Genomic DNA, 18,076 nt, shown 5'->3' on the forward strand with positions numbered 1-18,076 from the left:
ATGAATTGCAAACGAATTCTCCTTGCGCTCCTGTTGCTCCTGATGGCCGGCTGCAAAGTCGGACCGAACTACAAACGCCCCGCCGTGACGGTTCCGGATGCTTACCGGGGGCCGACCTTGGACGGCGGACAAGCCAACGGCATCTCCCTGGGCGAGCAGAAGTGGTGGGATGTCTTCAACGATGAGCAACTGCAAAAGCTGATCCGACAAGCTCTCGATGCTAACTATGATGTAAAGATCGCCGCGACTCGCGTGCTCCAGGCACAGGCCGCGCTTGGGATCACACGCGCCGATCAGTTCCCCACGATTGCTGGGGGCGCATCGGCCCTTAACGAGCGTATCCCGCGGGTGAAAGGCTTGCCGGCTTACGAAAACAGCGCGCTCCAGGTAAACCTCTCCCTCGTCTGGCAGCTCGACTTCTGGGGTAAATATCGTCGCGCCACAGAAGCAGCGCGTGCAGACTTGCTCTCCACCGAGTGGGGCAAGCGCGCCGTCATCAACAGCGTCATCAGCAACGTCGCCAACGGGTACTTCCAGTTGCTTGAGCTCGATCGCGAGATGGAGATCGCCAAGGGCACATTAGCATCGCGCCAAGAATCGTTGCGCTTGGTGAACATCCGTCAAAAGGGCGGAACGACTTCCCTGCTCGACGTACGTCAGTCGGAACAACTTCTCTACACGGCCGCCGCTGCCATTCCCGACCTCGAACGCCGGATCGAGCAAGAGGAGAACTTCATCAGCATCCTCCTCGGCCAGAATCCCGGTCCGATTCAACGGGGCAAGCCGCTCGTCGAATTCGCGATTCTTCCTTCGGTTCCGCCCGGATTGCCCTCGACTTTGCTTGAGCGGCGCCCGGACTTGCAGTCGGCGGAGCAGCAACTGGTCGCAGCGAATGCGCGTATTGGTGTCGCGAAAGCTGACTACTTTCCACAGATCTCTCTTACCGCCCTCGGTGGATACCAGAGCTCGGCGCTAACGGGGCTCTTTTCCGGCCCTGCCGGTTTGTGGAGCTTCGGCGGTCAACTGGCCCAACCGATCTTCACCGGCGGCAAAATTAGATCGAACGTGAGATTAACGGAAGCTCAGCAACAAGAAGCGGTGTTCCGCTATCAACAGTCCATTCAGCAAGCGTTCCGTGAAGTCTCGGATTCGCTGGTGGCCTATCGCAAGAACCAGGAGTTCCGCGAACAGGAAGCAAACTTGGCGGCTTCTGCCGTGGATGCTACCCGCCTCGCGCGCATTCGCTACGAAGGCGGTGTATCCAGCTATCTCGAGGTTCTCGATAACGACACTCGCTCGTTCGACGCTGAGATCTCGCTTGCCCAGGCACAACTCGGCGAACGCGTCGCATTGGTCCAGCTCTACAACGCACTCGGCGGCGGCTGGCAGCAGTAACGTCTATCCTCTCCTCTGGGCGGGCCGGAATTCGGCTCGCCCTTTTTCTATTCGACGAGAGATATCGCCTGCGTCACATTGAGCGCGGCGACAGCGTCAAGACGCCTGTCGAGTTGGATGAACCGCGCTACCTTCTTTCCCGGTAAGACAGCCGCAAATCGCGGAGCGTAACGCTGCTTCACGCCGTTCCTCAGGCGTTCGATCTCCAGACTCGACATCGCCAAGCTGTATGCGTCTTTGTCCGATAGCGTTCGGTATCCATCTGCGAACATGGTGATCAGGTTCACGGTTTGGTCGCTGATCTTCGCCGTTTCGGCCGCATAGGCGTCATACACAGGCCAGAACTGCCGTGCTTCATCGGGAGTAAGATTCATTCCCTTCCCGATGAGGTCTCGACGTTGGCTGGCCACCTCGTCGCGTGACGCGACTACTGCGTCACGATTACGGATGGAAAGATCAACGGGAGGATTCGTTTGCAAGGACTGCGCCCTGGTATATCCACACAAGATCGTTAGGGACATGACTATAAAAATTTGCGCTCTCATCGTGTCGTGCGCCTCCTGCCTTTGATCGACTCTACGCGCGCATGATTGATGATCGTTCTGGTACTTCTTACAGTTGTCCGCACCGAAACAGACCCGTACGTTGAAATTGTCTACCGCGGCATGCACTGTTCATGCTGTCAGCAGGCATGCCGGTCGCAGGTCGGTTCAAATTGATCGCCGTACAGCAGGGCGATCGGTTTGGGGTGACGTGCGTGGCGGCGGGAACTGGCCGGGTTCCTTAGTCCAGCTGTCGCGGTGACCACTTCAATCTGCGGCAGTAACACGTAACACGGTCCTAAAAGGTCGCGCCATGTCGCATTCGCTGAAGCGAATCCTCCTGACCCTCATCGCAACCATCGCAGTTCTTATCTCCGCCTCCACTGCATTTGCAGACACAAAGCCTTCTTCCGACCCAAACCAGCCGCAATCAACGCAGCCAGAAGTTCCGGAAGTAGATCAGAGCGGTCCCGCCGAGGTTGTAGTCGAGGGCCGCGGCCCAGTTCTGACCGTATACGACAGCGTTGCTGGCATGAACCCACAGCAACGTGCCGAAAAGATTGAACAGCGCATCATGACGGTCGCTAAAGACCGCAACATCACGAATACGACTGCCACGATTGAATCCCACCCTGGCTGGACCGCCATCTTGATCGGCGAGCACCCCATCATGGCGGTTACGGACACAGACGCGAAAGGCGTGGGGAAAAAGCGCGATGCTCTTGCCGCCCAATACGGCCGCTCGATATCGCTCGCCATCGACAACTTTCGCCAGGACCGTAGCTGGCGGATTTTGTTCGAGGCCATCGGCAAAGCTCTGTTGTCCACTTTTGTAATGCTCAGCGTTCTCTGGCTCGTGCGTAAAATCCGCACCGGTCTTCGTGATCGCATCTCCGCCCGGCTGGAGGCAAGCAAGCAAGGCGAGAGTCGGGCAGGGTGGAAGTTCATCAAGACCTATGCGATCCCGTTTGTGCTTACGATCGGCGCCCTATTGAGATGGGGACTCATCCTGGTCTTCATCCAGGCGTACCTCACGATCACGCTCGGGTTCTTCTCGGTCACGAGAGAGATCTCGCAACATGTTACTGGCTGGGTCGGCGCACAGTTGACGACCCTGGCCAAGTCCGGCGTCGATTACCTCCCGAACCTGCTGGTGGTCGGAGTGATCTTCCTCGTCACTTACTACGTCTACCGTTTCCTTCGCGTCATCTTCGGCGAGATCGCGAAAGGGGAGCTGAAAATCCGAGGCTTCTACCCCGATTGGTCGGAGCCGACAGAGAAGCTCTTGCGTGGCTTCGTCTTCATCCTCGCCGCCGTGGTGGCGTTTCCATATTTGCCCGGCTCAAAGAGTCCCGCTTTCCAGGGAATCTCGATCTTCGTCGGCGTGCTACTGTCCCTCGGTTCTTCTTCTGCTATCGCCAATGCGATCTCTGGCGTGATTTTGACTTACATGCGCTCGTTCCTCGTCGGTGATTGGGTGCAAATTGGCGATGTCGTCGGGGAAGTAACCGAAAAGACCATCCTCGTGACTCGTGTGCTCACGCCCAAGGCTGAGGTCATCACGATTCCCAATGCGACCGTCATGAGTGGATCGGTCAAGAACTTCAGCGCTGAAGCAAGGCACAAGGGCGTGATCTTCCATACCATCGTCACCATTGGCTACGACGCCCCATGGCGGAAAGTGCACGAGCTCCTGATTGATGCAGCGCTCTCGACGCCGCTCGTCCTCAAGGATCCACTCCCATTCGTATTACAAACCAGCTTGCAGGACTTCTACGTTGGCTACGAATTGAACGCTTTTACGGCTCAGCCCAGCGAGATGGTCAACATCTACTCCAACCTCCACCAGAACATTCAGGACAAGTTCAACGACGCTGGAATGGAGATATGTTCGCCCCACTTTGCTGCGGTGCGCGACGGCAACGTCATCTCGATTCCGGAAAAGTATCACTCTCCCGGATACACGCCACCATCGTTCCGGGTACAAACCGACGGTCAACCGTCGTCGTCCGCCGCAAAGAGTTCCTCTTAAATCACAAGTCTCTTACTGGCTTTTCTGACAGTACCCGGCGACACCGTCCCGCACCTACGATTTCACCGAACCGAAACATTCCACGGATGTGTGCAGAGCCGTCGAGGGAGAGCTATGGCAAAGCCAGACAAGAAAGAAAAAAACACTGAGAACGGTTTGTCTCGCAAAGACTACGAGAAAGAATTGCAGCGGCTGCAGGCGGAGCTTTGTCGTCTCCAGGATTGGGTCAAGTTCAAAGGCCTGAAAGCCATCATCATCTTCGAAGGCCGCGATGCTGCCGGCAAGGGCGGCACCATCCGCGCCATTACCGAGCGTGTCAGCCCGCGCGTCTTCCGCGTCATCGCGCTGCCTGCTCCCTCCGACCGCGAAAAATCACAGATGTACATGCAGCGTTACATGGCCCACTTTCCATCGGCCGGCGAGATCACCATCTTCGACCGCAGCTGGTACAACCGCGCTGGTGTCGAATACGTAATGGGCTTTTGCACGAAGGCCCAGCATGACGGCTTCGTCGAGAAGTGCGCCGAGATGGAACGCTACATTGTGAACAGCGGAATCATTCTCATCAAATATTGGATGGAAGTCGGTCAGGAAGAACAGGAACGACGGTTCGCTGCCAGGATCAAGGACCCGCTGCGGCAATGGAAGCTCAGCCCCATGGATGTCGAGTCCTATGCGCGCTGGTATGAATACTCGCGCGCTCGCGACATCATGCTAAAAGCCACGGATTCCAAACACGCTCCCTGGTACCTCGTGCGCTCTAACAACAAAAAGAAAGCGCGCCTGAATTGCATCACCCACCTGCTGAGCATGATCCCCTACGGTAAGGCGCCGAAGGAGCGAACCAAGCTGCCCAAACGCTCCACCCGCGATAAGTACGACGATCAGGCCACGCTCAAGGGACGCACTTTCATTCCCGAGAAGTATTGAGGCCTTCGCGGCTGTAAAGATTGACAGTTCCCGCTCTGCTATCTCGCTCCTAGGATTGCGGTCGTCGCGCAATCGCGTGGTAACGCCTATTTTTGGATTATGGAGCAGTTTTCATGAGGAAGATCTCCCTTCTGTCGGCTCTCTTCTTGCTGCTGATGTGTGCTGCCGCAGTCGCGCAGGATGTCCGCTACAACTTCGACAAGGAAACTGATTTTTCCAAGTTCAAAACCTATACGTGGGTCGTCTTGAAAGATGCGAAGCCACTCGATGACATCCAGGAAAAACAGGTAAAGGCCGCGGTAGACGCGCAGCTTGCACAGAAGGGCCTCACCAAAACGGACAGTGACAAAGCCGACCTGTACGTCGGATATCAGGCCGCTGTAGGGCAGGAAAAAGAGTTCACTACCTACAACAGCGGCTGGGGCTACGGTCCGGGTTGGTACGGCGGCGGGTGGTACGGCGGTGGTGGCGGTATGACCACGGGGCAGACTTCAACCATCTACGTCGGTCAGCTTTCGATCGACCTGTACAACCCCGCGGGGCACGATTTGATCTGGCGTGGCGTTGTCAGCAAGGAATTGGATCCGAAAGCGAAACCGGAAAAGCGCGAAAAGAACCTGAACAAGGCGATGACGAAGTTGTTCAAAAACTTCCCGCCGAAACCAAAGTCTTAGCAGCACACCTGTCCAGAAATAGACGGGTGGTTCGCACGGAGAAGCCAGTCGTGGCAAGGCTTCTATTGATTTTCGTAATTTCACTTTCACTGCTCTGCGACGGATGCGGAGGCAGTTGGGCGGTCGCAGGAAACTGGGGAACTAGCACCACGAAGCACGTGTCTGGGGTCGTGTCCGGGATGTATTTGCAATACCTCACCGATCTCAATGGGATTGTTCAGACGATGACAGTGGTGACCTTTGTGAGCTCCGGTGTTCCCACTCCAGTTACGTTTTGTGGCGACCAAACGGGAGTGTTCCAGGAGAACGAAAATGTCACAGTCACCTACGATCCCGGAACGGCATGCGCAGACTTGATCTCCGCGCACAAGGTTTGATCTTCCAGGCAGTACGAGAGGAAGGACGTTCTATGAAGGCCAATGCAGTTGATGCTCTCAAGCAAGCCGCGCGCAGCGTAATTGCGGTCATTTGCGCGTTCTTACTCGTGCCCGGCGATGCAGTGATATGGGCGTCGCCAGCCCCTCAAGATCAACAGGCGCAAGCCCCGGCGCAGGACGATGCCGCAGCGAAACTGCCTCCAGACCAACTCGAATCTCTGGTGGCGCCGATCGCGCTCTATCCCGATCCGCTGCTTAGCCAGATGCTCGTCGCCTCGACCTACCCACTGGAGATCATTCAACTTCAACAGTGGCTCGCGAAGAATAAGGGTTTGAAAGACAAGGCTCTCTCGGATGCCGCAATGAAGCAGCCCTGGGATGCGAGCGTTCAAGCCATGGCAGTGCTGCCCGACGCCGTTAAGCAATTGTCCGAGAACATCCAGTGGACAACGGACCTCGGCAATGCCTTCCTTGCACAGCAGGAAGACGTGATGAACGCCGTGCAACGCATGCGCTCGAAGGCGAAGGACAAAGGTGCCCTGAACTCGAACGAGCAGATGAAGGTCGAGACGCAGACGGTCGAGAACAAGCAGGTGATCGTGATCCAGCCGTCGAGCCCGGACGTCGTGTACGTGCCGAGCTACAACCCGACCGTCGTCTATGGTGCGCCGGCATATCCGTATCCTCCGATGTACTATCCGCCCGCACCAGCCGGTGCCTACCTCGCTACCGCCGCAATTTCGTTCGGTGTTGGACTGGCCGTTGGCGCCGCTTGGGGCGGTGGTGGCTGGGGTTGGGGCGCTGGCTGGGGACACGGCGACGTCAATGTAAACGTCAACAACAACTTTAATCGGAATACCAACGTTCAGGGCGGCAACCGCACGAATGTCGGCAACGGCAACCGCACCAACGCTGGCAACGGCAATCGTGGTGGCGGCGCGAACGGCGGCAAGTGGCAGCACAATCCATCCCACCGCGGCGGCGCTCCTTACGGTGATCGTGGTACCGCGAACAAGTTTGGCGGTTCGTCACGCGGCGATTCCCGCGGACAAGGCGCTGGTAATCGCGGCGGAGCCAATGCGGGCAATCGCGGCGGAGCGGGCGCAGGAGATCGCGGCGGCAATCGCGGCGGAAACAACGCAGGAAATCGTGGCGGAGCTTCCGCCGGCACCTCAGATCGTGGCGGTAATCGCGGCGGCGGCGGCGGGCCTTCAGCGGGCACGTCGGACCGTGGCGGCAATCGTGGCGGCTCCTCAGCCGGTGGCGGTTCCCGAGGTGGAAGTTCACCGAGCCGAAGCGGTGGCAGCAGCAGCGCCTTCGGTGGTGGCGGCGGGTCTAGAAGCAGTGGCTCTTCGGCACGCGCCAGCAGTTCGCGCGGCTCCTCCAGCATGGGCGGTGGTGGTGGCTCCCGCGGCGGCGGCGGCTCCCGTGGTGGTGGTGGTGGCGGCGGCGGACGGCGGAGATAAGGACCGAAAAGGAGAAAAATCATGACAATCAAATCAAGCGCGCGCCTTGTATTTCTCGCTTCGGTACTTTGCTCCTTGACGCTCATAGCCTTCGCTGCTCCGCAGCAAGAGGCGCCCGCCAAGAAAGCGACCGTTGCACAAAAGTCGTTTGCCACCCCAGAGGCGGCGGGAGATGCACTCCTCAAGGCGGCGGCGGATTACGATGTTCCGGCGCTCCTCGACATCTTTGGCCCGGATGGCAAGAGCTTCATCCAGGGAGCCGATCCCGTACGCGACAAGAACGCAGCCGAAGAATTCGGCAAACTTGGTGCGACAAAACATTCCATCCAGACCGATCCCGCCAAGCCGACGCAGGCAACGCTCATCGTCGGCGACCAGGATTGGCCATTCCCAATCCCGCTCGTGAAGCGCAGTGGGAAGTGGAGCTTCGACACTAAGAAAGGCAAGATGGAGGTCCTCTACCGGAGGATCGGCACCAACGAGCTTGACGCCATCGCAGCCTGCAAGGGCTATGTCCGCGCCCAGCACGAATACGCTGAAACTCGCCATGACGGCGCAATGGTCAATCAGTATGCGCAGAAGATCATGAGCACGTCGGGTAAACAGGACGGCCTGCAGTGGAAGAACGCCGATGGCAGCAACGGTGGACCAATCTCCGAGGCCGTGGCGAAAGCCATCGCCGAAGGATATTCCTTTGCTGGTGACAAACCCTCGCCCTTCCACGGCTACTACTTCAAGATTCTCAAGGGTCAAGGACCTTCCGCACCACTCGGGCGAATTGATTACGTAATTCAAGGCGCCATGATTGGCGGCTTTGCACTGGTGGCAGTCCCGGCGGAATACCGGGTCACCGGCGTGAAGACCTTTATCGTCAACCAGAGCGGCGTGGTCTACCAGAAAGACCTGGGGCCTGACTCACTGAAGATCGCGAAGGATATGGAACTGTACAACCCCGATAAGACGTGGCTGCCAACCGACGATGAATGGCCGGACGATGCGGAAACGGCGGCTAACAATTAGTACCCGATCAGGTATGTAATTTCGCCCCTTGCCCACGCAAGGGGCTTTTTCTTGGCGATAAATTTCACGCGATTTTCGCTGCCAATACAGTACTTTTGACAGTGCCCCGGTCGCCCGGACCTGACTAGTTTGTTCGTGGGGGATTTCCAATGGCTGCAACTGCTGCTCCCTCCAAGAATCAGGGGAGGAGCGGGAGCGCTGAGCGCTCTCAGCCTTTGCCACTTCACAAATATCCATCGCTTTACCAGGTCAACACTCGCGCCACGATGCATGACCTCTCCGTAAAGCTCGGCCGCAGCGCTACGCTTGACGACGTCTCTGACGAATACCTTTCCAGCCTCGCGCAACAAGGCTTCGACTGGGTGTGGTTCCTCGGCGTGTGGCAAACCGGCGCCGCTGCCCGCGCGGTCTCACGCTCGCATCAAGAGTGGATCGACGAGTATCGCCAAACCCTCGGCGATTTCACCGACGGCGACATTTGCGGATCGTGCTTCGCGATCACCGCTTACCAGGCGCACACCGACTTCGGAGGCAACGACGCCCTTGCGCGCCTCTACAAGCGGGCTCACCAGCAAGGTCTGCGGCTATTGTTGGATTTCGTGCCCAACCACACCGCGCTGGATCACTCCTGGCTCGAAACACATCCTGACTACTATGTCGCCGGAACCGATGAAAAGCTGCAGCACGAACCGCAGAACTATGTGCGGCTCAACACGTCGCAAGGTCCGCGCATATTCGCCTTTGGCCGCGATCCGTATTTCGCCGGATGGCCCGACACGCTGCAACTGAATTACGCGAACCCCGCTCTCCAGGCCGCCATGCGCCTGGAGCTTCTCAACATCTCGGAGTTCTGCGATGGCGTTCGCTGTGACATGGCGATGCTCATCCTTCCCGATGTCTTCGAGCGCACGTGGGGGATGCATCCAGAGCCATTCTGGCGCAAGACGATCGACGCCGTTCGCGCTTCAAAAGCCGGTTTCCTGTTCATGGCGGAGGTCTACTGGGACCTCGAATGGACGCTCCAGCAGGAAGGCTTCGACTATACCTACGACAAACGCCTCTACGATCGTCTCCGCGAAGGCCACGCCACTCCGGTACGCGACCATCTCCGCGCCGACATGGAGTTTCAACGCAAGTCCGCGCGCTTCCTTGAGAACCACGACGAACCGCGCGTCGCCGCGACCTTTACCCCGGAAATGCATCGCGCCGCCGCCATCATCACCTATCTCTGTCCCGGCCTGCGGTTTTTTCACGACGGACAATTCGAAGGCCGCGTCAAGCGTCTCTCCGTTCACCTCGGTCGCCGCCCGGAAGAGTCTACGAACGAATCGATCCGCGCTTTTTACCAACAGCTTCTAAAGTGCATCCACGAGCCCGCCATTCGCGATGGTCAGTGGCAGCTTTTGAATGCCACACCCGCTTGGGTCAGCAATTGGACCTTCGAATCGTTCGTCTGCTTCAGTTGGCAAGCTGACGGCGAGCTGCCCTTCCTAGTGGTTGTGAACTATAGCGATCACCAAAGCCAGTGTTACTTGCAACTCCCGTTCGACACGCTCCGCAGTCACTCGGTTTCGTTGCAGGATTTGATGGGTTCCGCAATCTACGAGCGCGTCGGCGATGAACTGCTCTCTCGCGGACTCTACCTCGACACGCCGGCGTGGGGCTTCCACGTCTTCAAGACCACAATCTAGCGCCCGCCAGGCCACAAGGAGTTTGCAATGACGCCTCCCACTGATACGCCGCTCAACTACGAACAGACTGCCGAACAAAAACGGCTCAATGAGGCCCGCGAACAAGGAACTCCCTGGAAGAAGTGGGGCCCTTATCTCAGTGAACGTCAGTGGGGCACGGTCCGCGAGGATTACAGCGATGACGGCAACGCTTGGAATTACTTCAGCCACGACCAGGCCCGCTCGCGTGCCTATCGGTGGGGCGAAGATGGCATCGCCGGATTTTCCGACGACAAGCAACAACTTTGCTTCTGCGTGGCACTTTGGAATGGACGAGATCCGATTCTCAAAGAGCGCCTGTTCGGCCTGACTAACAGCGAAGGCAATCATGGCGAAGACGTGAAGGAATACTACTTCTACGTAGACAGCACTCCGACTCACTCATACATGAAGTATCTCTACAAGTATCCGCAGCGCGAATTCCCATACAGCGACCTCGTCGTCACCAATGGCAAGCGCTCTCGCGACGAATTCGAATACGAGCTTCTCGATACCGGCGTCTTCGACGACGATCGCTACTTCGACGTCTTCGTTGAGTATGCGAAAGTCGACCCGGAGGACATCCTCATCCGCATCACGGTTCACAACCGTGGTCCCGAAGCAGCCGAGATAGAAGTCCTCCCCACGCTCTGGTTTCGTAACGCCTGGTACGACGGAACATCACCGAAGCCGATGCCGATGAAGGCAGACGCGAACAGCATTGTGTGCTCCCACGAAGCGCTCGGCACCCGTACCCTTTACTGCGACGGCAAGCCCGAACTCCTTTTTACCGACAACGAGACCAACCTTGAGCGGCTGCGAAGCCAGCCCAATCCCACGCCCTACGTCAAGGACGCATTTCACGAGTACGTGGTGAACGGCAAAAAAAATGCCTTGAATCCCAAGAACGAAGGCACCAAATCAGCAGCACGCTATCGTCTTAAGGTGCCGGCAGGAGGCTCCCAAGTCGTCCGCCTCCGTCTTACCGCCGACAACAAAACCGATAAGTTTTCCAACTTCGATCGGACATTCAAAGCGCGTCTCGACGATGCCGACGAGTTCTACGCGCGCATCGTGCCGGCTTCCCTTTCCGTCGAAGAAAAACGTGTTCACCGCCAGGCGCTTGCCGGCATGCTTTGGAGCAAGCAGTATTACTACTTCGACGTCGACAAATGGCTTGCCGAACACGACGCACATCCCCTACTGAGCGCCGGCACGAAGAAAGTTCGGAACCAGGAATGGTTCCACATGCTCAACAGCGACATCATCTCGATGCCCGACAAGTGGGAATACCCGTGGTATGCAGCGTGGGACCTCGCCTTCCACACCATCGCTCTATCGCTTGTCGATTTTGACTTCGCGAAGGACCAACTGCTCCTTATGTTGCGCAATCTCTATGCCCACCCCAACGGCCAAATCCCCGCGTATGAGTGGAATTTCAGCGATGTCAACCCACCCGTGCACGCGTGGGCCACGCTCTTCCTCTATAACATCGAGAAACAGCTGGGACGCGCCGACCTTCGGTTCCTGGAGCGCTCATTCCAGGGCCTGATGATGAACTTCAATTGGTGGGTCAACCGCAAAGATCCCGAAGGCAAGAACGTTTTCGCCGGCGGGTTCCTCGGTCTCGACAACATCGGTGTCTTCGATCGCAGCGCCCCCCTCCCTACCGGCGGCCACCTGGAACAAGCCGATGGCACGGCGTGGATGGCTTTCTACTGCCAGAACATGTTCGAAATCGCGCTCATCCTCACCGACTATGACTCGATGTACGAGGAAGTAGCCTTCCGTTTCCTCGAGCACTTCCTTTGGATCACCTACGCCATGGACCGTATCGGTGAAAACCACGATGAAATGTGGGATTCCGCCGACGGCTTCTTCTACGATCTGCTCCACCTTCCCGGTGGCGACGCCATGCGCCTGAAAGTTCGCTCCATGGTCGGCCTGCTGCCTTTGTGCGCATCCAGTGTCCTCGAACCCGGAGCTGCAGCCCGGCATCCCCGACTGCTGGAGTTAATCAATCTGTTCCGCAAACGCCACCCCGATGTTCTCGAACATATCGCACCCATGGACGGAAGATTTATCGGCTACGACAATCGCCGCCTGATGTCCGTTTGCAACAAAGAAAAGCTTGAACGCATTCTTCGCTACATGCTCGACGAGAACGAATTTCTCAGTCCGTACGGAATTCGCTCACTCTCGAAATACCACCTCGACAACCCCTTCTGCTTCCATTTGGAAGGGCAGGAGTTCAAAGTCGGGTATCTTCCTGCAGAGTCGAATAACGGTATGTTCGGCGGCAATTCAAATTGGCGTGGCCCCATCTGGATGCCGGTGAACGGCTTGATCATCCGCGCGCTGCTAAACCTGTATCAATTCTTCGGGAACGATTTCAAAGTCGAATGTCCAACCGGTTCCGGCAAATTTATGAACCTCTTCGAAGTGTCGCAGGAAATAAGCCGCCGCCTCTCAAGTATCTTCCTGCCGGATGCCAATGGTCAGCGACCAGTCTACGGGGGCAGCAAGAAATTCCAGGATGATCCGTATTGGAAGGACTACATCCTCTTCTACGAATACTTCCACGGCGACAACGGAGCTGGGCTAGGCGCAAGCCATCAGACGGGGTGGACTGGACTCATCGCCCGAACCCTCGATCTACTCGGACGCCTCGACGCAGAAAATGCGCTCAAGATTCACAAGAGCGCTCTCACGGCGCGTATGACGCGCGAACAAGTCGCCGGCTCCTAGCCTCAACCGGGATACCTTTTCATCGCCGCGAGTCTACCTCGCGGCGACCTCTCTTTATGCCCACCGTGGATAAACTCTAGTAACCTCAGCGAGCGTCGTTATGCGCCACGTATCGCGACAGACTGTTAGCTTTAACAGACCCCTGTACAAATGATTGCTGAATCAATCAGTTTTGCCAGTAGGCGAGAATTCACTCTATTCATACGATTCAACCAACGTGGATTGGGCGAGAAGTAGCGGCGCCGCTGGGTGACGTGGAAATGGCAAAAGCTAAAGTCGTACTCGCTGACGATAACTTAGCGATCCTCGGGCAAGTGAATTCCCTGCTCGACGAATGGCGAGAATACGAAGTTCTCGCCAAGTACGAAGACGGAAATCAACTCTTACGCGAATTTCGAACCCACGACCCCGACATCGTGGTGCTCGACATCTCAATGCCCGGCATGAGTGGGCTCGAAGTCGCCGCGCGGCTTCAGGACGCGGGATCCAGGGCCAAAATTATCTTCCTGACCATGCACGAGGACCACGACTTCCTTCGCGCCGCATTGGGGGCTGGAGCCGCCGCATACGTGCTGAAGTCGCGGCTCTGCATAGACCTCCGTCTGGCGATGAAAGCAGTACTTTCCCACCAGATGTTCGTCTCGCCAGTTCTTCTCTAGATTAGATTTTCCGAAGTGCTAGGCGCTCGCGAATCCCTGCCCGGGGATTTCTCCTATGGTGCCGCAGAACTCGAGTTCCATCTCGCGGCAGATCGGGCAGTAAGCCCGGTTGACGGCGCGCACACTGTGGACGGCGATGATGACTTCGCACTTTCCGCAGTGCCAGTACGTTTCTTTTAAACCGCGCTCATTCGGAAGAGTTCTCGAATTCTCTAACGGAAACATGAGTTTCGCGCCTCCAGCGCGATTTACCAGGTCCCCATTCGCAGCACGAGCCCGTAACTGAATTGCACCGAATTGCGGTAATTTGCGCCATTCACCGGACCGATCCACGCGTGCGTGTATTCCAGGTTCGCTACATGCAACTCAAGTGCGTTGTTAAACCTGTAGTCCACTCCAGCGCCTGCTTGTACCGCAAACCCCGCCGCATCCCAGTCCTTCGTGTATGCAGCGTGCTTGAGGTAGCGCGTTTCGTCGTTGTCGGTCGGCCAGTCGGCAACCTCTGCTTTTAAAATCGGGTCTTCATAGGACTGCGTAATCTTCGTACCACCGACTAGCGCTTGCACGTGCGGAACCCACTTGCCGTTGGTCTGGGGCGTCCAGCGCGGGCCAGTGAGATATGTCAGAGAATCACCGCTCCAGTTGTCTTTGAACCCGAGCAGTTTGCAGCCGCCAACATCCCCAAGCATCTGCCACTCCGACGACAATCGGAACGCGGCCACGCCTCCACCACCAATACATCCAGTCGTCTGCCCTCCGCCCAAGTAAGTGCGATAAGAGCCGTCGAACGAGAACTCGAACGGCGCAACTCCAGGCTCCGGTTCTCGCGTCTTGCCACTCTGCGCGGGGCTTTCCAGAGCCGACCACGCTGCTTCTCTCTCGGAAAAGGACCTAAACACGCCCGGACGATCGTCCCGGCTCCAGGGCACTTGTCCGCCCATCATGTTCGCAAACGATCGCGCTGGATTCAGCCCGCCGCGTAGAACCACCCTTAAAAGCGGGTTCTCAATGCGGTGTTCAAGGGGCTGGATGACCTTGCGGTCAATCGCATCCTCACCAATCGCCCAACCCGTGCCGATGGTCGGCGTGATGACATGGTCCACGAAACCTACCTGGGGATACCACGACTGTACGTGCCCGATAGAAGCTTCGCTGATTGGACCAATCTCGAATTGCACGCTGTACAGGTATGCAAATGCCATGCCGCGCATGCGCTCGCGCCAGTAATCGCGGTTGCGTCCGAACTCCACGTTCCGGTATGCACGATCGTTATGCTGCCACATGAATCCCGATACAGCCCCCTGCATCGGATGGCCGACGTAGTTGATCAGGAACGCATCGCCGTCGCCCCAACCATGCAAGTTGCCCAGCGCCTTCCCGTATCCCGGTACGAACGCCTGGTGATGAGCAATCCGAGTGGAAGGCTCTGTCGCCACGCGAAATGTGTGTTCCGCCGCGAGGAAAGTGAAAGACGCCGAGAAGAGATGCTTCCAATCGACGCCCTTCGACGCTTGCGGTGCTGGCGCCACTGCAAAAATCGGCGCCGCATTCGGAAGCGAACTCGACTCATTCAACCGCGTGCCCGAGGTGTCTCCTGCGATCACCATCGAGGTCTCGCGCGCATCGTCGTACACAAACGAAAATCGAGTCGGCTGGTCGTCCGACTGCGTGTCCACAAACTCTTGGGCGGACGCGCGTCGGGATGCGCCGAAGATCAGCGTTCCGAAAATCAAAAGCGATGAAAGAATCGCGTTGAGACGGTTCATACCTGGTGTTTTTAAAATTCTTCGCGACCTGGGCCCGCGTTCCAAATATTGTGAATGAAACACAGCTTGCCACGTAACTGGCAATTCTTCTAGCTTGACAATCGCAAAGAGTGGTCCTCTGGTTTGATTTCGTCGAGATTTCTTATCTGGAAGAAATGCCAGTACCGCGTTTCCGTGTGCCTGCCTAAACTCCCTGCAAACACAAGCGGACCACGTCGAGCATGCAGCTCCACTCCGTACTGGTCGAGAACTTTCGTGGAATTCGTCGCGCCGAAGTAAGTTTCAGCCGCGACACCGTGCTTATTGGCGAAAACGACTCCGGAAAATCTCGGGTCATCGAAGCCCTCTGCCTCGTTCTGAACAGCTCTTCAGGCATCATCCCCTTCGAACCTTGTCACTTTTGCGTTCCCGTCGAGGAAGCAAATCAGTTTTCGGTCCCCATTCGAATCACGATTACATTTGCAGAACGCCACAAAGGCGAATGGTCGAGCGCCACATATCAGCCGATTCAGTCCTTGCTCGCGCCCGAGAGTTCACGCCAGCGAGAACTCCGCCTCGAAGTCCACGCGGCCTCCGCCGACGCCAAGCCTCGCATCCGCTTCTTTTCCAGCGGCGGGGCGCTCGCTGGCTCGGAATCTCCCGAATTGCTCGCATGGGTGCGCGCTAATAACCCAATCATCCGACTCGAGCAGGGCCTGCTTAATCAGGGCGGAAGAAATGGCCCGGTTCGCAACAAGGAGATTCAGAGCTATTCCGATCTTGTTGACCGTCACTACGCTGCGTTGGTTGGGGGCGCTTCCACAAACGCAACCCTCGACCTCGAAGCCGGCTTCAAAGCGGCTCAAACCTTGGTCGCGCTCTCCTCGCAACACCTTGATGCCAACGCCCGCCGCACCAACTGGCTCCTCGAAGAGATCGCAGGTTCCACACTCAAACTTTCAAGTCGTTTCGCAAACGACAGCACCTCCGCCCCACCCTCTGGAAATTCCTACAAAATCGGGCTGCTCCTTTTCGTTGGGGCACTCTTGCGCGCACATTCGCAGCCCTTTGGTCCAGATGCCGAACCCATCGTGATCTTTGAAGATCCGGAAGCGCACCTCCATCCCCTGACGTTGGCTTCCGTTTGGTCGTTGATTGAGCGAATGCGCTGGCAAACGATCGTTTCCACCCACTCCGGCGTCCTCCTCACCGAGGCCCCACTCCACAGCATCCGTCGCCTGATCCGTGTGAACGATGAAATCATTGTTCATCGCGTGCGTGACCGTGCGCTTACCAAAACCGACATGCGCAAGTTCCGCTATCACGTCCGCTCGCGTCGCGGGGCAGCCATGTTTGCCCGCTGCTGGCTGCTCGTTGAGGGTGAAACCGAATTCTGGCTCCTCCCCGAACTCGCGCGGCTCCTGGGATACAACTTCGACGCCGAGGGTATCTCCTGCGTTGAATTCGCCCAATGCGGCATTCCGCCTCTCGTCAAAGCCGCCCGCGAGTTGGGCATCGAGTGGCACCTTCTCACCGATGGCGACAACTCCGGCGCCATCTATTCCGCCACCGCCGGACGTTTCTGCGGACCAAATGAGCTTCCAACCCGAATTACCAGGCTCCGCGAACCCGACATCGAGCACTGCTTCTGGCACAGCGGATACGCCAACGCAATTCTGAAGCTAGCTGGCCGTACATCTTCCAGCCGTCCCAATCCTCGCTGGATCATCCGTGCAGCGATCGACAAATCGTCAAAGCCCTATCTCGCTCTGCAACTTCTAGAAGCCGTCGCCTCGAGCGGTTCGGCTGGAGTTCCTCCCGCCCTGAAACGTGTCATCGAATCCTGCGTTCGGATGGCTCGCCGCACCAACGAACAATCTGCACCCGATGTGACCCAACCAGCTCTGAAAGACAACCTGCTTCACATGGAAGCGAGAAAGTGACTCCACGATGAGCGACTCGACCGAAGTCAGAGACCAGCACCAGCACCGCAGGTTGTCCGCGCAAGAATGGGAACAACAATGGCAGCGCACTTGGAAGGAATCGGGCAAGATGGCGTACGAAATCAACGCCACCGACGAGCATAGCGCCGTCTCGGAAGAGCGCGCGTTACTGATGGAAGTGCGCTCGCCAGTCCGCGAGCGCGAGCGCCTCAAACGCATTAGCGACGAATTCGTCCAGGGCTTTGACAAGCTCTACGGAGTTGGCCCCGCAGTCACCGTCTTCGGCTCCGCGCGGTTTCACGAGGGCCACAAGTACTACGACCTCGGCTGCGAAGTCGGACGCGAACTCGCCAAGGCAGGCTTCGCTGTCCTCACTGGCGGCGGCCCCGGCATGATGGAAGCCGCCAATCGCGGCGCCAAGGAAGCAGGAGGAGCAAGCCTCGGCCTCAACATCATTCTTCCGTTCGAGCAGGCGCCAAACCCCTACGTGGATCAGACCATCGAATTCCACTATTTCTTCGTGCGTAAGGTTTGCCTCGTCAAGTACTCGTGCGCGTTCATCTGTTTACCCGGAGGCTTCGGGACCCTCGACGAACTCTTTGAAGCCGCGACCCTCATCCAATGCGGCAAGATCGGCCCGTTCCCTCTCATCCTTATCGGAGAGGAATTCTGGTCCGGTGTCCGCGACTTCACCGCGCACCTTCTCGGAGAAGGCGCCATCGGCATGGAAGACACTGGCTTTGCCCGCATCACCGACTCGCCCAAAGAAGCCGTGGAGCTCGTCGTTGCCAGTCTGCCCGTCGAACTCAAGGAACGGCTGAAGCCGAGGAGTTGAA

15 protein-coding genes are annotated in these 18,076 nt (G+C 57.6%); 12 read left to right on the top strand and 3 right to left on the bottom strand.

Going from position 1 to position 18,076, the window contains the following annotated elements:
• Complete coding sequence (locus ACID345_RS21135) at positions 1-1,395, top strand: efflux transporter outer membrane subunit (protein WP_011524871.1); 1,395 nt, start codon at positions 1-3, stop codon at positions 1,393-1,395.
• Between the two features lie 47 nt (positions 1,396-1,442).
• On the opposite strand, the gene ACID345_RS26710 is transcribed toward ACID345_RS21135, so the two are convergent.
• On the bottom strand, positions 1,443-1,769 hold the full coding sequence (locus ACID345_RS26710) for a hypothetical protein (protein ID WP_148210209.1): 327 nt from the start codon (positions 1,767-1,769) through the stop codon (positions 1,443-1,445).
• Positions 1,770-2,250: 481 nt separating this feature from the next.
• Here ACID345_RS26710 and ACID345_RS21145 point away from each other — a divergent pair, with 481 nt between their 5' ends.
• The 9 genes from ACID345_RS21145 to ACID345_RS21185 all read left to right on the top strand — a co-directional run bounded on the left by ACID345_RS21145 (position 2,251) and on the right by ACID345_RS21185 (position 13,552).
• The gene (locus ACID345_RS21145; RefSeq protein WP_011524873.1) at positions 2,251-3,969 is read left to right on the top strand and encodes a mechanosensitive ion channel family protein; all 1,719 of its coding nucleotides are present in this window, start codon (positions 2,251-2,253) and stop codon (positions 3,967-3,969) included.
• A 114-nt stretch (positions 3,970-4,083) separates the two neighbouring features.
• Positions 4,084-4,899 carry a polyphosphate kinase 2 gene (gene ppk2, locus ACID345_RS21150; protein ID WP_011524874.1) on the top strand — a complete coding sequence of 272 codons (816 nt, stop codon included), beginning with the start codon at positions 4,084-4,086 and terminating at the stop codon, positions 4,897-4,899.
• Between the two features lie 113 nt (positions 4,900-5,012).
• A complete protein-coding gene (locus ACID345_RS21155; protein WP_011524875.1) occupies positions 5,013-5,573 on the top strand; it encodes a DUF4136 domain-containing protein in 561 nt (186 codons plus the stop codon).
• 170 nt (positions 5,574-5,743) lie between these two features.
• Positions 5,744-5,950 carry a hypothetical protein gene (locus ACID345_RS21160; RefSeq protein WP_148210210.1) on the top strand — a complete coding sequence of 69 codons (207 nt, stop codon included), beginning with the start codon at positions 5,744-5,746 and terminating at the stop codon, positions 5,948-5,950.
• A gap of 32 nt (positions 5,951-5,982) precedes the next feature.
• Positions 5,983-7,416 carry a DUF3300 domain-containing protein gene (locus tag ACID345_RS21165; protein ID WP_011524876.1) on the top strand — a complete coding sequence of 478 codons (1,434 nt, stop codon included), beginning with the start codon at positions 5,983-5,985 and terminating at the stop codon, positions 7,414-7,416.
• Positions 7,417-7,437: 21 nt separating this feature from the next.
• On the top strand, positions 7,438-8,436 hold the full coding sequence (locus tag ACID345_RS21170; protein WP_011524877.1) for a DUF2950 domain-containing protein: 999 nt from the start codon (positions 7,438-7,440) through the stop codon (positions 8,434-8,436).
• A gap of 215 nt (positions 8,437-8,651) precedes the next feature.
• The gene (locus ACID345_RS21175; protein WP_041855962.1) at positions 8,652-10,127 is read left to right on the top strand and encodes an alpha-amylase family glycosyl hydrolase; all 1,476 of its coding nucleotides are present in this window, start codon (positions 8,652-8,654) and stop codon (positions 10,125-10,127) included.
• Positions 10,128-10,154: 27 nt separating this feature from the next.
• Positions 10,155-12,893, top strand: coding sequence for an MGH1-like glycoside hydrolase domain-containing protein (locus ACID345_RS21180; protein WP_011524879.1), 2,739 nt, complete (start codon positions 10,155-10,157; stop codon positions 12,891-12,893).
• Between the two features lie 260 nt (positions 12,894-13,153).
• Positions 13,154-13,552, top strand: coding sequence for a response regulator (locus ACID345_RS21185; RefSeq protein WP_011524880.1), 399 nt, complete (start codon positions 13,154-13,156; stop codon positions 13,550-13,552).
• Between the two features lie 18 nt (positions 13,553-13,570).
• Here ACID345_RS21185 and ACID345_RS21190 read toward each other — a convergent pair whose 3' ends face one another.
• Together ACID345_RS21190 and ACID345_RS21195 are read right to left on the bottom strand one after the other, a co-directional pair.
• Entirely contained in the window at positions 13,571-13,777 is a 207-nt protein-coding gene (locus ACID345_RS21190; protein WP_041855963.1) for a hypothetical protein, read from the bottom strand.
• A 23-nt stretch (positions 13,778-13,800) separates the two neighbouring features.
• Positions 13,801-15,318 carry a hypothetical protein gene (locus tag ACID345_RS21195; RefSeq protein ID WP_011524881.1) on the bottom strand — a complete coding sequence of 506 codons (1,518 nt, stop codon included), beginning with the start codon at positions 15,316-15,318 and terminating at the stop codon, positions 13,801-13,803.
• A gap of 221 nt (positions 15,319-15,539) precedes the next feature.
• Between ACID345_RS21195 and ACID345_RS21200 the strand changes: the two genes are divergently transcribed.
• Both ACID345_RS21200 and ACID345_RS21205 read left to right on the top strand, forming a co-directional pair.
• On the top strand, positions 15,540-17,240 hold the full coding sequence (locus ACID345_RS21200) for an ATP-dependent nuclease (RefSeq protein WP_011524882.1): 1,701 nt from the start codon (positions 15,540-15,542) through the stop codon (positions 17,238-17,240).
• 7 nt (positions 17,241-17,247) lie between these two features.
• A complete protein-coding gene (locus ACID345_RS21205) occupies positions 17,248-18,075 on the top strand; it encodes a TIGR00730 family Rossman fold protein (protein ID WP_011524883.1) in 828 nt (275 codons plus the stop codon).
• Position 18,076 lies beyond the last annotated feature (1 nt).

It is taken from the genome of Candidatus Koribacter versatilis Ellin345, assembly GCF_000014005.1.
GTDB lineage: Bacteria > Acidobacteriota > Terriglobia > Terriglobales > Acidobacteriaceae > Korobacter > Korobacter versatilis_A.

Excerpts from the sequence above, each read along its gene's own strand:
- ACID345_RS21190 (WP_041855963.1), bottom strand. The coding sequence starts at position 13,777 with ATGTTTCCGTTAGAGAATTCGAGAACTCTTCCGAATGAGCGCGGTTTA.
- ACID345_RS21180 (WP_011524879.1), top strand. The coding sequence starts at position 10,155 with ATGACGCCTCCCACTGATACGCCGCTCAACTACGAACAGACTGCCGAA.
- ACID345_RS21185 (WP_011524880.1), top strand. The coding sequence starts at position 13,154 with ATGGCAAAAGCTAAAGTCGTACTCGCTGACGATAACTTAGCGATCCTC.
- ACID345_RS26710 (WP_148210209.1), bottom strand. The coding sequence starts at position 1,769 with ATGAATCTTACTCCCGATGAAGCACGGCAGTTCTGGCCTGTGTATGAC.
- ACID345_RS21155 (WP_011524875.1), top strand. The coding sequence starts at position 5,013 with ATGAGGAAGATCTCCCTTCTGTCGGCTCTCTTCTTGCTGCTGATGTGT.
- ACID345_RS21135 (WP_011524871.1), top strand. The coding sequence starts at position 1 with ATGAATTGCAAACGAATTCTCCTTGCGCTCCTGTTGCTCCTGATGGCC.
- ppk2 (WP_011524874.1), top strand. The coding sequence starts at position 4,084 with ATGGCAAAGCCAGACAAGAAAGAAAAAAACACTGAGAACGGTTTGTCT.
- ACID345_RS21165 (WP_011524876.1), top strand. The coding sequence starts at position 5,983 with ATGAAGGCCAATGCAGTTGATGCTCTCAAGCAAGCCGCGCGCAGCGTA.
- ACID345_RS21205 (WP_011524883.1), top strand. The coding sequence starts at position 17,248 with ATGAGCGACTCGACCGAAGTCAGAGACCAGCACCAGCACCGCAGGTTG.
- ACID345_RS21170 (WP_011524877.1), top strand. The coding sequence starts at position 7,438 with ATGACAATCAAATCAAGCGCGCGCCTTGTATTTCTCGCTTCGGTACTT.
- ACID345_RS21195 (WP_011524881.1), bottom strand. The coding sequence starts at position 15,318 with ATGAACCGTCTCAACGCGATTCTTTCATCGCTTTTGATTTTCGGAACG.
- ACID345_RS21145 (WP_011524873.1), top strand. The coding sequence starts at position 2,251 with ATGTCGCATTCGCTGAAGCGAATCCTCCTGACCCTCATCGCAACCATC.
- ACID345_RS21200 (WP_011524882.1), top strand. The coding sequence starts at position 15,540 with ATGCAGCTCCACTCCGTACTGGTCGAGAACTTTCGTGGAATTCGTCGC.